The organism is Paenibacillus nasutitermitis (assembly GCF_014641075.1).
GTDB lineage: Bacteria > Bacillota > Bacilli > Paenibacillales > Paenibacillaceae > Paenibacillus_Z > Paenibacillus_Z nasutitermitis.
Window position 1 is genome coordinate 1634045 of the sequence record NZ_BMHP01000002.1, and the last position, 14026, is coordinate 1648070.

At 50.3% G+C, this 14026-nt stretch carries 11 protein-coding genes and 1 riboswitch; of the genes, 2 read left to right on the forward strand and 9 right to left on the reverse strand.

The genetic code is table 11. The features are described 5' to 3' along the window. Positions 1 to 159: 159 nt before the first annotated feature. The 4 genes from IEY46_RS17635 to IEY46_RS17650 all read right to left on the reverse strand — a co-directional run bounded on the left by IEY46_RS17635 (position 160) and on the right by IEY46_RS17650 (position 4850). Entirely contained in the window at positions 160 to 699 is a 540-nt protein-coding gene (locus IEY46_RS17635; protein ID WP_229750395.1) for an RNA polymerase sigma factor, read from the reverse strand. A 125-nt stretch (positions 700 to 824) separates the two neighbouring features. Next, positions 825 to 1454: a 3D domain-containing protein gene (locus tag IEY46_RS17640; protein WP_188993247.1), complete on the reverse strand. Its 630-nt coding sequence runs from the start codon at positions 1452 to 1454 to the stop codon at positions 825 to 827. 95 nt (positions 1455 to 1549) lie between these two features. Then, on the reverse strand, positions 1550 to 3487 hold the full coding sequence (gene thrS, locus IEY46_RS17645; RefSeq protein WP_188993248.1) for a threonine--tRNA ligase: 1938 nt from the start codon (positions 3485 to 3487) through the stop codon (positions 1550 to 1552). A 358-nt stretch (positions 3488 to 3845) separates the two neighbouring features. Further along, positions 3846 to 4850 carry a putative sporulation protein YtxC gene (locus tag IEY46_RS17650; RefSeq protein WP_188993249.1) on the reverse strand — a complete coding sequence of 335 codons (1005 nt, stop codon included), beginning with the start codon at positions 4848 to 4850 and terminating at the stop codon, positions 3846 to 3848. 188 nt (positions 4851 to 5038) lie between these two features. Between IEY46_RS17650 and IEY46_RS17655 the strand changes: the two genes are divergently transcribed. Next, positions 5039 to 6148, forward strand: a complete 1110-nt coding sequence (locus IEY46_RS17655; protein ID WP_188993250.1) for a GGDEF domain-containing protein — start codon at positions 5039 to 5041, stop codon at positions 6146 to 6148. 75 nt (positions 6149 to 6223) lie between these two features. On the opposite strand, the gene mqnC is transcribed toward IEY46_RS17655, so the two are convergent. The 4 genes from mqnC to metA all read right to left on the reverse strand — a co-directional run bounded on the left by mqnC (position 6224) and on the right by metA (position 10986). Further along, the gene (gene mqnC, locus IEY46_RS17660; RefSeq protein WP_188993251.1) at positions 6224 to 7360 is read right to left on the reverse strand and encodes a cyclic dehypoxanthinyl futalosine synthase; all 1137 of its coding nucleotides are present in this window, start codon (positions 7358 to 7360) and stop codon (positions 6224 to 6226) included. A 259-nt stretch (positions 7361 to 7619) separates the two neighbouring features. Further along, positions 7620 to 8804, reverse strand: coding sequence for a trans-sulfuration enzyme family protein (locus IEY46_RS17665; RefSeq protein ID WP_188993252.1), 1185 nt, complete (start codon positions 8802 to 8804; stop codon positions 7620 to 7622). After that, entirely contained in the window at positions 8804 to 9973 is a 1170-nt protein-coding gene (locus IEY46_RS17670) for a PLP-dependent transferase (RefSeq protein WP_188993253.1), read from the reverse strand. Before IEY46_RS17670 ends, IEY46_RS17665 begins: the two co-directional genes overlap by 1 nt. Before the next feature lie 95 nt (positions 9974 to 10068). Then, on the reverse strand, positions 10069 to 10986 hold the full coding sequence (metA, locus tag IEY46_RS17675; protein WP_188993254.1) for a homoserine O-acetyltransferase MetA: 918 nt from the start codon (positions 10984 to 10986) through the stop codon (positions 10069 to 10071). Positions 10987 to 11099: 113 nt separating this feature from the next. Further along, a riboswitch (SAM riboswitch) is annotated at positions 11100 to 11208 on the reverse strand. Between the two features lie 468 nt (positions 11209 to 11676). Between metA and corA the strand changes: the two genes are divergently transcribed. Further along, entirely contained in the window at positions 11677 to 12612 is a 936-nt protein-coding gene (gene corA / locus IEY46_RS17680; RefSeq protein WP_188993255.1) for a magnesium/cobalt transporter CorA, read from the forward strand. A 90-nt stretch (positions 12613 to 12702) separates the two neighbouring features. On the opposite strand, the gene IEY46_RS17685 is transcribed toward corA, so the two are convergent. After that, positions 12703 to 13998 (reverse strand): MFS transporter, encoded by a 1296-nt coding sequence (locus IEY46_RS17685; RefSeq protein WP_188993256.1) that lies wholly within the window; start codon positions 13996 to 13998, stop codon positions 12703 to 12705. Positions 13999 to 14026 lie beyond the last annotated feature (28 nt).

Here is a 14026-nt window from a genome sequence, read left to right on the forward strand (position 1 = left end):
TGAGCTTTCTGTGAAGCAGACTTATTCGCAGTTGTATGGGTTTCTTCGGCAAATTCAGAGTTGTATTGGTTTTGTGGTGCTTTTGCCTTATTGCTTTTGTTTTTCGCCATTGGACTCACCCCCCCGTAATACCAATAGTATGGCATATCGGGATACCGTTTATGTGATCCAGGCATCGGACTGCTTGTCCAATTTCTTGAGCTGCAGCTTGCTCCGGTGAATTCTTGCCTTCACAGTTCCTACGGGCATCTTCATGGCATCGGCAATTTCCTGATCCTTGAATCCGTAATAAAACTTATACAGCAGCATCGTTCTTGAACGAGGGTCCAACAAACCCAGCAGCTCGGCAATTTCAAATTGCAATCCAGCCTCATCCTGATGCACGCCCTGCGACTGATCCTTCTCCGCTTCTTGCCAGCCATAGCTTTGAGCACGCCTGGACTGCCGGTTAATATTAATGGCAGCATTAGCCGTGATTGTCTTCGCCCAGGAATGTAGCTTGCTTTTTTCGCGCAGCGTATTCTGTTTGGTCAGAATATTCACCCAAGCCTCCTGGACAGCATCCTGAGCATCCGATTTGTTGACGACTTTCGCATAAGCCACTCGGATCATCTGATTATATAATTCCCGCAATCGATCTTCCACTTCTCCCGGCTCGTAAGGTCTTTCCCCATCATTTTCCATAAAATGGTGATCCATACTCACAGGCAACCGCCCCGCTTTTTTATGATAGCGTTTACGGCAATCGTACCACATTTTTCCTATAAAAAAAAGAAGGCATTTCAACATTTTTCATGCCTGTTGAACAGCCTTCCCCATATTTTTTAGGATTCCAACAAAGATTCCGGTATAGGTCCTTCGGCGGGAACCGACTTGTTTAAGGCCTTTATCCACGCTTCCGACACTTTCCCCTCACCTTGCTTGATGAGCTGGACTTCTACCGTCCGTTTGCCCCACTGTTTGTACACTTGCTTGCGGGTCTCAAAATACAAATCTATTTTGTGGCCTTTTATCGCAGAACCCGTATCGGCTACCACTCCGTATCCATAACCCGGGACATACAACAAGGTCCCAATCGGAAAAACCTTGGGATCTGCTGCAATCGTCGAGACGACATCACGCCTGACCTTCACTCCCGAATACGTAATTCCGTAGAGCGGATGCCCCGGCTTCTTGCCGGTCGATTCTATGCCAGCCGTATAACCGGTTGCGACAACACGAATATGTTTCCTTGCTTTTGGCTTCTGCTTCACTTCCTGCACCTTGGTTTCCGGTTTCTTCTGATACATAGCCGGAACAGCGAGATTCAAAGGCCTGATGACCCTGACCGCCGGAACGTCTGTCTGTTCCTGCCGGATGACGGCGAAATCTCCCGAAGTGCTTGTTATCAAAACGGCCCCTGCAGCCAGCATGATTAACAAAAAGCGTAAGACGGGCAATAAGCTTGTCTTCATTTGAATGTAGTCCCCCCTAGAAGGAGGTTACCCATATGAGACAAGCTTTATTCACCTTTCTATGAATTGGAAAATAGTTTCATAGACCCATTTGTTTAAATTTGCTTGGTTTTGATTTCTTCCTGGAGCAGCGCGATAAGCTCTGCAACGGGCTTTGCCCCAATATCGCCTTCACCGCGCTTGCGAACCGATACCGTTTCCGATTGTGCTTCGTTGTCGCCGACTACTAGCATATATGGCGCTTTTTCCAGCTGCGCTTCGCGGATTTTGTAGCCCAGCTTCTCATTGCGCAGATCGGATTCCACCCGGATTCCGGCTTCACGCAGCTTCTCTTCCACCTGACGGGCATAGGACTCGTATGCCGTCGAAACGGGAAGAATTTTAGCCTGGACCGGCGACAGCCATAACGGCAGCGCTCCTGCGAAATTTTCCAGCAGGAAAGCAGTCATCCGCTCCATTGTGCTGATTATTCCTCTGTGAATAACGACCGGACGGTGCTTCTTCCCGTCATCGCCCACATATTCAAGCTCGAAGCGCTCCGGCAGCAGGAAATCAAGCTGTGCCGTGGAGAGCGTTTCCTCTTTGCCAAGCGCTGTCTTGATTTGAACATCCAGCTTCGGACCGTAGAACGCCGCTTCACCTTCCGCTTCGAAGAACGGAAGCTCCAGCTCCTCCACAACCTCGCGCAGCATGCGCTGGGACATTTCCCACATCTCGTCATTGGGGAAATATTTCTCCGTATCCTTAGGATCGCGGTAGGATAACCGGAACCGGTAATCTTTAATGCCGAAATCTTCATAGACCAGGCGAATCAGCTTGATTACACGGCCGAATTCTTCCTTGATCTGATCGGGACGGCAGAAAATATGGGCGTCATTCAAGGTCATGGCGCGGACGCGGTGAAGACCGGTCAACGCTCCGGACATTTCATAGCGGTGCATCGTTCCAAGCTCCGCCACCCGTACAGGCAGATCCCGGTATGAACGCATTTCGCTTTTGAAGACCATCATATGATGCGGACAGTTCATGGGACGAAGGACAAGCTCCTCATTGTCCATAATCATTTTGGGGAACATATCCTCGCTGTAGTGCTCCCAGTGGCCGCTTGTCTTGTAGAGTTCCACATTGGCCAGCACCGGTGTGTAAACATGCTGATAGCCAAGCCGTTCTTCCAGGTCGACGATATACCGCTCCATCGTACGTCTTACGGTTGCTCCATTAGGCAGCCACAGCGGAAGCCCCTGTCCCACCTCGCGTGAGAAAGTGAACATTTTCAATTCGCGTCCAAGCTTTCGGTGATCGCGTTTTTTGGCTTCCTCCAGGAAATGGAGATGCTCGTCCAATTGCGCTTTTTTGGGAAAAGCAGTGCCGTATATGCGCTGCAGCATTTTATTCTTGGAATCCCCGCGCCAGTAAGCTCCGGCTACGCTTAGCAATTTAAATGCCTTGATCCGCCCCGTGGAAGGCAAATGGGGGCCGCGGCACAGATCGAAGAACTCGCCCTGATCGTAAATGGTCAGCTCCACGCCTTCAGGCAGATCGCGGATCAGCTCCAGTTTAAGCGGGTCGCCCAGTTCCGTGAAGATCGTAATCGCTTCCTCGCGGCTAACTACACGGCGGCGGATAGGCAGATTTTCCTGTACGATCCGCTCCATTTCCTTCTCGATTTTGACCAGATCCTCCGGCGTCAGGGATTGCTCCATATCGATATCATAGTAGAAGCCGTCCTCGATTACCGGCCCGATGCCAAGCTTTACCTCGGTGCTGCCATAAAGGCGCTTAATCGCTTGTGCCATCAAATGCGCAGTACTGTGGCGGTAAACCTCCAGCCCCTCCGCCGACTCTACCGTCACGATTTCTATTGCTGCGTCTTGCTCAAGCGGCGTATACACATCCACCACCTGGCCATTGACTTTGCCGGCAATAGCATTCTTCTTGAGCCCGCTGCTAATCGAGCCTGCTATATCCTCAACAGTGGTTCCCCCATCATATTCCCGCATATTCCCATCAGGAAATTTCACTTGAATCGACATGTTCATCCTCCTAAAGTACATATATTTGTGACAACAAAAAAAAGCACACATCCCGTAAAAAAGGGACGAGTGCCTGTTAGACCCGTGGTTCCACCCTGGTTCAATTGACAGCTGCTCTTCAAACAGCCGGTGTCAATCCTTGAGAGCGTTCGGTAACGGGAACGAATCCGGCACAGCTTACTACCGTCTATCCAGACAGCTTCAACTGGGCAGCTAAAAAGGGGTATATCCGCCAGCGCGTCGTAAGGGACTTGCAGCCTTGAAGGTCCCTCTCTCTGTAACGTGCGCATCCTTGGCAAATACTTGGCTCTATCATGGCTTTTACGCTAATAATTATAAGCCTGGAGACAAGAGGCGGTCAAGTCCATTTGCGTTTGGCATTAATCATCCGTACGGCTGAAGCCGGCTCATGCTGCTTGTGGTCATGAAATTGTTCAAAATAAAAGGAACAGCTCGAGCATTCCACGCAAAGCTGCACCCGCTGCTCAAAAATCGTTTCCAGTGTACGCATCACCTGAAGCTCCGGCTGCCGGGTATGAATCACGATTTTTTCCGGAGATATTGTAATCAGCGTGCTGACGATCATGTCTTCCATATTCATTTCCGACTCCAGCATTTCCGCCACAATCCGGTCAGCCGGGACCGCTTCAAGCATTTGGAAATGTTCATCATAGAGAACAAATTCCGTGCCGCCCTTATGGACCACATGGACGACAGGCAGTTTAACCTCCTGCATACGCACAAAATATTTCAATAAGGAAATAAACTCCTGATATTGTTTATCCATCACATATTCATCCACGGCAAATGCCGCGATTTCACGCAGCTCTTCCCAATAGGGGCCAAGCCGGAATGTCACATATCCGTCCAGATGAATCCGGGTATTGCTGCCAAGAAATGTTTCAATCTCGGCCGCCACTTTATTTTTCCTCCGCTCCCTGTCGATCCGGAGCATTTCCGGATCTGCCTCTACACTGTCATGGGACAGCGTACCGCCTCCAAAAAGCAGGTTTTTGCAATACTGCTCCACCAATTTGATCTCGGCGGGCTCTTCATAATGAAACTGTCTCCGGATAATCGACTGCAGCAGCAGCGGTTCCATTTCCGATAATATATATTGGGCAAAAGCGATCGCTGCCCGTCGGTACACTTCCGGGCCATCGACTGGGAGCTTAAAATGCTCCAGCGAAGCGCTGCAGGTTATGGCTGAATGCTGCAGGTCGGGAGTGAAATGCACCTTCATGCAGCCGCCGTCTGCTTCCGCAGCCTTATGTAAATCAAGAAATTCTTCCAGCAAATACTCATGCAGCCGACCGATCGCTTCGCCCGAAGCCGACATCAAAGAAACGGTGAACAATTCCATAAGCTCACTCCTACATTTTTTATATCGTCCGACCCTTAAATTTCATCAAAATGTTTCCTGTTTCAGTATATGGCGGGGCAAAGGCATATATACGATACATCCTGTGGGTAAATGGTTAGGGATTGGAAAGAATGAGCATTCGTGGTATATTGTTTTTTGAACGAAGCTGGTGCTGGAGTGAATGCTATATGGACTATGAATCATTGGATTATAACCGGTACCGCTGGAATCGCATGCTTCTCAGCGGTTTTTGGTTGATTCTGCTTTTTTCGATTTTTTTGGAGTGTCTATATTTAACGATTACCGAAATCCCTTCCAAAGAATTCATTCTCATATATATGGTGAAACCAACCATCTTTCAGTTATTCACCCTTGTACTTGCAGAAACTCTGATCCGGGCCTTGAAAGGCAAGTACCAGGATTACATCATGATCGTTACATCATCCTTACTGGCCTTTATTCTTGCCTACATCCATAATTCCATCGATTATTTGCTGCTTGGCCTGTTCCTGCCCACAATGGTGTCCATTTTTTACTTTCATCCCAAAAAAATGATTTTTGCCTATTTCATAACGCTGGCATCGGTTTATCTCATGTACGGCATCAATGATGTCATGAATGAGAACATCACGCTGGTTGGACTGACTACGATCACCGTTATGTTCTCCAGCTTTACGCTAATTGGATGGGGTGTGATTTCCCGAGGGCGCGAACTGATCAGCCATCTCAAATCATCTTTCGAATCCAATCAGGAGCTGCTGGTCAAAACCATCTGGATGGACAAGCTGGCCAAAACCGACGCATTAACCGATCTGTATAACCATATGACGTTCCATGAATATTTCGAAGAGCTTATTGAACAACATGAAAGTAACCGCTTGCCTCTTCAACTGGCCCTGATCGATATTGATAATTTCAAGCATGTGAACGATACGTGCGGACATCGGGCCGGGGACGCCGTTTTGAAGGGGGTCGCCCAATTAATCCGCAGCAAGGCTTGCTCGAACGATTTTGTAGCCCGCTATGGCGGAGAGGAATTTGCGATTCTGTTCACGGACAAGAAATTGTCCGATGCCATCGAGAAAATCGAGGAAATCCGGGTCCATATTTCCGAGTTGACGCATGCCTCTCTGGGCGGCAAGCCGGTGACAGTCAGTATCGGAATAGGTGAATATTCAGCCAGCGACGACAAAGAGCGATTCTTCAACCGTGTTGACGCGGCCCTTTACAAAGCCAAGAACTCTGGCAAGAACAGAACCATTATCGCCACGAATTACGCCGGAACCCAACTTGCCTGATGAAAATGAAAATAAGCTCCCTGTACAATCCTCAAGGGATTGCTTGCAGGGAGCTTATTCTATTTATCTGTATTCTTAGTTCTGCATAATAAAATCATGCTCGACGCCATCGGTTTCCTGATACATCTTCAGGATTTCATATTTGGTATTCCGCTGGGCTGGGATTTTGCCCGCTTCGCGGATCAGCCGCAGAATCGATTCAATATTGACTTTATGGGTGGTTCCCGCAGCGGAAACCACATTCTCCTCAATCATCGTGCTGCCGAAATCATTACAGCCGTACTGCAGGGAGAGCTTGCCTACCTCCGGTCCCATCGTGACCCAGGAGGATTGGAAGTTATCGATATTGTCCAGCGTAATCCGGCTGATCGCCAGCGTCTTCAAATATTCCTCAGGGGTAGCCTTCTCCCGCTTCATATTGGTGTTTTCCGGCTGGAAAGTCCATGGAATAAAAGCGAGAAAGCCACGTGAATCATAACCATTGGTGATGCATTCATCCTGAGCGTCGCGCACTCTCAGCAAATGTAGCGCGCGCTCCTCCATCTCTTCCCCAAACCCGATCACCATCGTCGCGGTGGTGTTCATCCCTACGCGATGGGCAGTCTTCATAACATCCATCCAGTCGGTCCATGAGCCTTTCAAACGGCTGATCTTGCGGCGCGTCCGGTCATCGAGAATCTCGCCGCCTCCGCCGGGAAGGGAATCAAGTCCCGCAGCATTAAGCTCGCGCATCACTTCTTCCATCGTCAGTCCATCCGAAATCTCGCGCATTTTGTGAATTTCCGCCGGAGAGAAGGAGTGCATCGTGATGCCCGGGAAATGAACTTTAATTTTGCGCAGCAGATCCAGATAATAAGAGAATGGCAGCGTCGGATTGACTCCGCCCTGCATCAGGATTTCGGTCCCGCCCACATCCATCGTTTCCTGGATTTTCTGCAAAATCGTTTCATCCGGCAGAACATAACCTTCCGGCGATCCTGGAGCCCGGTAAAAGGCGCAGAACCGGCAGAAAACGTCGCACACATTCGTATAATTGATGTTGCGGCCGACGACAAATGTCGTTATCGGCTCCGGATGACGCCGCTCCATTAGAATATTTGCGGCATGGCCCATTTTCTCGATTTCGTCGGATTCAAACAACGTCACGCATTCTTCCAGCCCGATTCGTTCTCCCTGCAAGGCTTTATCCAAAATACGATCTATATTTTGCATGTTCGCGAAAGACCTCCTTCATTAATAGTGGTGCCTCTTTTGTGGGATGGCTTGTTTATCAAGGTCCACTCTAATCCACTCTTTAAATGAACGTCTATAATTTCCTATAAAATAGTTTAACATAAAGCGTACGAATGCGTCATTCCCCGTAAGACGATGAAAATGGATGCCTGAATATCGAAAAACGCGGCAGGTCCATCAGGACTGCCGCGTAACGCTATATATCGCTTTTCCGCTGTTTTTAAGCAAATATGTCGGTTTATTGACGGAGTGCCTGTTCAAGATCGGCAATCAGGTCATCGATATCCTCGAGTCCCACGGAATAACGCAACAGTCCGTCGGTAATCCCGCGCTCATGCCGTACCTCACGCGGCATCGCCGCATGGGACATCATTGCCGGGTAGGATAGGATGCTCTCCACCGCTCCCAGACTAACCGCCACAATCGGCAGCTTCACACGGCTGAGCACCGCCTTGGCCCGGTCCCCGTCGCCAACATCGAAGGAAACTACCGCTCCATAACCAAGCGATTGCTTCTCATGAATGTCACGTCCGGGATGATCTTCCAGACCCGGATAATACACACGCTCCACCCCATCAAGCCGGGAGAGCCAGGCAGCCAGCTTGCGGGCGCTCTTCTCACTGTGCTCCATACGCGCCTGCAGCGTCTTCATGCCGCGGATCAGCAGCCAGGATTCCTGGGCCCCGAGCACGGTGCCCAGCCCATTCTGCAGCTGTTTGAGCCTGCGGCCAAGGCTTTCATTGGCGGCGACAGCAAGACCGGCGAGCACATCGCTGTGTCCACCGAGGAACTTCGTTGCGCTGTGCAGCACAATATCCACACCCAGCTCGATGGGCCGTTGATGATAGGGTGTCATAAACGTATTGTCCAGCATGGTCAGCAGGTCATGCTGTTTCGCCCATGCGGTAACTTCCGCAATGTCGGTGATTTTCAGCGTCGGGTTCGAAGGCGTCTCCATGAATACCGCTTTCGTATTCGGTTTGAGCGCTGCCTTCACCTCTTCGAACCGAGTCATATCAACAAACGTCGATTCAATGCCAAGCCGGTCAAGAATGGATGTCAGCAGGCGGTAAGTGCCGCCGTATACATCTTCCGTCACAATTACATGGTCCCCGCTCGAAAGGAGCAGAAAGGTTGTCGAGATAGCGGCCATTCCGCTGGAAAATGCAAAGCCGCGCTCTCCCCCCTCCAGCAGCGCAATGTAATCCTCCAGCGCCTGGCGGGTCGGATTGCCGGAACGGCTGTAATCGTAATCCGGCGGGTTGAAGATATCGTGATGATGGAATGTGGACGCCTGGTAGATCGGAACGCTGGAAGCTCCCGTATGTTCATCGATTTCCGCTCCGAAGTGAATAAGCTTCGTGGCGAACTGCTTGTCTTTTTTTTCTGCTTTATTTGCTTTCTGCTGATCCTGTTCTGCCATTAGCTCTGTTGCTCCTCTCCGATTTCGCGTTTAGCCGCTTCCAGTGCCTGCGCCAGATCGGCAATCAGGTCGTCGGCATGCTCTATGCCTACGGAGAAACGCAGCAGCCGGTCGTCCACACCGACTCGGCGGCGGATTTCCTCCGGAATATCGGCATGTGTCTGCACAGATGGATAGGTCATTAGCGACTCCACCCCGCCAAGGCTCTCGGCAAAGGCGATAAGCCGGATATGACGGAGAATCGGCTCGACATACCTGGCATCCTTCAGTCGGAAGGAGAATATCCCCGTGTTGCCTGAAGATTGGCGGCTCTGGATATCGTGGCCGGGATGGTGGGCAAGACCCGGATAATAAACCTCTTCCACTGCCTCATGATCATACAGCCAGCCCGCAATTCGGACCGCGTTCTCCTGATGGCGTTCCATCCGCAGCGCAAGCGTCTTCATGCCCCTCATCAGCAGCCAGGAATCCTGCGCCCCAAGCACGGCCCCGATGGAGTTATGCAGGAAGGCCATCTGCTCGGACAACTCCTCGCCTTTGGTTATGATCAACCCGGCAAGCACATCGTTGTGGCCGCCAAGATATTTGGTCGCGCTGTGAATGACAATATCCGCACCTTGCTCGATGGGACGCTGAAAGAAAGGCGTGAGCAGCGTGTTGTCCACGATGGTCAGCAGGCCTCTTGTCTTCGCCCACGCGCATACCCGTTCAATATCGGTAATCATCATGAGCGGATTGGTCGGCGTCTCGATCAGAACGGCTTTGGTATTCGGCTTACACAGCTGGGATAACGCGTCAATATCATTCGTATCCACATAAGAAGCGGTTACGCCAAAACGGCTCATGATCCGCTCCAGGAGACGGTAGGTGCCCCCGTAAAGATCAAGCGATACCAGCAGATGGTCGCCCTGACTGAACAATGCGAAAATCGTTTGCAAGGCTGCCATGCCGGTACTGCACGCGAAGCCGGCATCGCCTGCTTCCAGCTCCGCCGCGGCATCTTCCAGCACTTTGCGGGTAGGGCTCTTCGAACGGGCATAATCGAATCCGGTGCTTTGGCCAAGCTGCGGATGGCGGAAGGCGGTAGCTTGATAAATCGGGAAGCTCACCGCTCCGGTTACCGGTTCACTCTGGGAACCTATCTGGGCTAATCGGCTTTCAATTTTCATTTTATGATAAGCTCCTTTTCAGCTCTTGTTATAATCGAATCCAGGATCAGCGTAAAAACAAGCTCCATTGGACCGCTTTATCATCCATTTGAAAGTTAGATACCCGCGCCCAAATCGTATGGGGTCTGCTGATACACATAGTAGTTCAACCAGTTCGAGAACAGCAGATTCGCGTGCGCACGCCAGCTGGACAACGGCATTTGTGATGGATCGTTGTTGGGGAAATAATTTTCCGGAACATCCATTTGCATGCCTTTGGCCTGATCGCGGTCGTATTCCCATTTCAGCGTAAGCGGATCGTATTCGGAATGACCGGTAACGAAGATTTGCCGTTTATCCTTGGAGGCCACCAGATACACCCCGGAATCCGTGGAGGTGGACAGAATCTCAAGGTCGGATATCGGCTCGATATCCTCTTTGCGAAACTCGGTGTGACGGGACTGCGGCACGTAGAACTGTTCATCGAATCCCCGCAGCAGCGGCACATTCCGTTTCTCCAGCGTATGCGGGTAGACGCCGAAAATTTTCTTCGGCAGCTCGTATTTCGGAACACCGTAATGATGGTAAAGCCCTGCCTGTGCGCCCCAACAGATATGCAGCGTCGAGGTGACTCTGCGGGCGCTCCAGTCCATAATATCTTTGAGCTCTTCCCAATACGTCACTTCTTCAAACGGAAGATGCTCAATAGGCGCCCCGGTAATGATCATCCCGTCATAGAACTCGTGCTTGATATCGTCGAATGATTTATAGAAGCTTTCCAGGTGCTCCAGCGACGTATTCTTGGACGTATGCGTCCGCGGGTTGAGCAGAACTGCCTCTACCTGAAGCGGGGTATTGCCGATCAGCCGGAGCAGCTGGGTTTCCGTTGTTTCCTTGGTAGGCATCAAATTCAAAATGGCAATCCGCAGCGGCCGGATGTCCTGGTGAAAGGCAGTGCTTTCATCCATCACGAAAATGTTCTCGCCCGACAAGATGTCTTTGGCGGGTAAATGGTCTGGTACTTTGATTGGCATCTCATTCACTCCTCTTGTTGCGGGTTGCTTCATCGTTTCGCTGGACGCGCGAGAATGAAAAAAGCCCCGCTCTGGTGTCAGAGTAGGGGCATAAATAAATATCGTTCATGCGCCTCTCATCTGTCAGAAACAAATCGTTTCCGCAAGAATTAGCACCGTGCGTATAATACGCCGGTTGCCGGGCTTCATCGGGCTAGTCCCTCCGCCTGCTCTTGATAAGAAAGCTTGCTATTCAATTCATCAATCGACTTATGATTACTTTAAATCATTCCCTTATTCCAGTCAAGTGAGCAGCCCAAAAATGCCGATCAACGGCACTGCTCACCCTGCGCGGCATTCACGCATAAAGTACAATATCATTGCGAATGGTCTAGTTTCTTCTTGAATGGAAAGACAATGTCAGAGTATACTAGACAAGGATTGCCTAACTGAATCCATCAAAATTGAGTTCAAAGGGGTGTTAACGCATATGGAAGGCGACCCGAGGCCTGCGGGCAACCGCATTGATAACCGGTACCGGAACTGCGCATATCTGCTTACGATACAGCCATCCATATCGTCCAATGCCGTCCTTTACAAAATAGGAGCGGCCTAGATTGCTGTGGTCCGCGTAACGCATTTATATGCCTCTCTCCGACTTGCCGGCATCCGGGAAAATGATCATCTTAGGAAAGAGAGGAGAGGGTACGGATGAAAATCCGTCTGGTTAACCAAGGCATATTTACGACGATCGATGATATTAACACGGCACTCATTCCCCCTACTGAGGGTTTCTACTGGATTGACGCAGATGTGGACGATTTGGCTGTGCTCCAGCCAGTCTTCGCCCTTCACGATCTGGCAGTCGAGGATTGCCTCAGCGAGGAGGAGCAGCGTCCGAAGATTGAAATTCATGAGGGTCATTATTTTATAGTGATCAACAGCATCCGTTTTGACGATGAGGAAATTTTTCTCAGAGCCTTGAACATCTTCCTGGGACGCCATTATATTATTACGGTGACCAAACAGAAGATTAATGAGCTTCGTTCGCTCAAACCGGTGCTTTGGGAAGAAGAAGTTACAAGACCGGACAGATTCCTCTATCATCTGGTCGATCTCGTCGTGGATAACTATTTCCTTGTCGGCGACCGGATTGAAGCGCGCATTGAAAGCCTGGAAGAAGATATTCTGATGCATACGAAGAAATCCCATCTGACCGAGATTATCGGACTGCGAAGCGAAATTCTTTGGCTCCGGAAAGTTCTTGGACCCCAGAAGGATGTTATCTTCACGCTCAACAAGAAGGATCTAAAACTGATCGATGATCAGCTTCAAAAGTATTTCAGCGATATTTATGAGAATGCCGTCAAGATTGCTGAAACTTTTGAGACCTACCGCGATCTTATGGGCAACTTGCGCGAGGCTTATCAATCCAGTCTGGCTAACCGGGCCAACGAAATCATGCGCGTGTTCACCGCTTTAACGACAATTTTTATGCCGCTCACCTTCATCACCGGGATTTACGGAATGAACTTCGATTATATCCCAGGCCTGCATCTGCGTGGCGGATCCTATATCCTGCTGTTTATCATGCTTTTCCTCGGCTTCGGGATGTTCTATATTTTCCGCAAGAAAGACTGGCTCTAGAAGTCTGGTGATTTATTCAGGCTGCGCATGCGAAAAACGTCTCTCCCTTTGCGGGCAGAGACGTTTTTTGGTTTTGCGCGGCTTCTTTTTTTAGATAGCAATGCCGCTCCCGCCATCATCCACATCATTGGCCAAAGACTCGCGTTCGCCCTTCTCCAGATCCACTGCCGAGAGCAGCGCGATGCCGATGACGAAGAAAGCGACCAGCGATAGAATCGCTAACCGGCTGGAGCCTGTAAGGGTCCCGACAATGGAGAAAATCAACGGACCCATTACAGAGGAAAATTTGCTGGACAGACTTAGAAAGCCGAAAAACTCCGCTGTGCGGGAAGGTGGAACCAGATTCGCATAAATACTTCTGGCTATCGCCTGACTGCCGCCTTGTACCAAACCGACCATAAAGGCCAAAATATAGAAGTGGAGCGCGCTGGTCATAAAGAAACCAAGCACCACAATCAGAATATAAATCATCAGCGATACATTCAGGGACCGTTTGGTGCCGAGGCGCGCCGCCACTTTGATAAACAGCAGCGTGCTTGGGTAACCGACGAACTGGGTGATCAGCAGCGCAATAATCAAGTGGGTGGTCTGGATCCCAATCCCGCTTCCGTATATGGTAGCCATGACTATAACCGTATTAATGCCGTCGTTAAAGAACCAGAAAGCCAACATGTATTTCAGCAGCTCGGGAAATCTTCGGGCTGACCTCAAGGTACGGCCAATCCGCAGAAAGCCGTTCTGAACCGCCTTGCCGATACCGGCAGAGGTTCCTTTAACCGGTTCTTTCACATGTCTCATGAGCGGAACCGAAAACACCAGCCACCAGATCCCGACAGTAGCAAAAGCGATTTGCGTAGCCGCAGTTTTATCCGCAAACCCAAGCATCTCCCAGCCTTCAATCATCACGATATTGACAGCCAGGAGCAGCCCTCCGCCCAGATAACCGGCCGCATATCCTTTGGAGCTGATTGCCGCCCTTTCCCTGGGAGGGGCGATATCCGGAAGTAGGCCGTCATAGAAGGTATTGCCTGCGGAATAACCGATGGTACCGATTACAACAAGAATGGAGGCTAACTGCCAGTCCCCTTGCCCGACAAAAGCCATTGCTCCGCATGAGAGCGCTCCAATAATGGCGAAGAAAGACAGGAAACGAACCTTTACACCGGAATAATCCGCAATCGCTCCCATAACAGGCGAAAGAAGAGCCACGCAAATCATCGCGATCGTTTGTGTAAAACCCCAATAGTTTTCAGCCGTATTGCCGGGTAATCCCTCGCCTGCGACTGTCTTGTAAAAAACCGGCATAACCGCTGCCATAATCGTCGTCGCAAAAGCGGAATTTGCCCAGTCGTACATCAGCCAGCCGCGTACCACTTTCCGGTTCATTTATACTCGCTCCTTTGTTTTCCCTCGA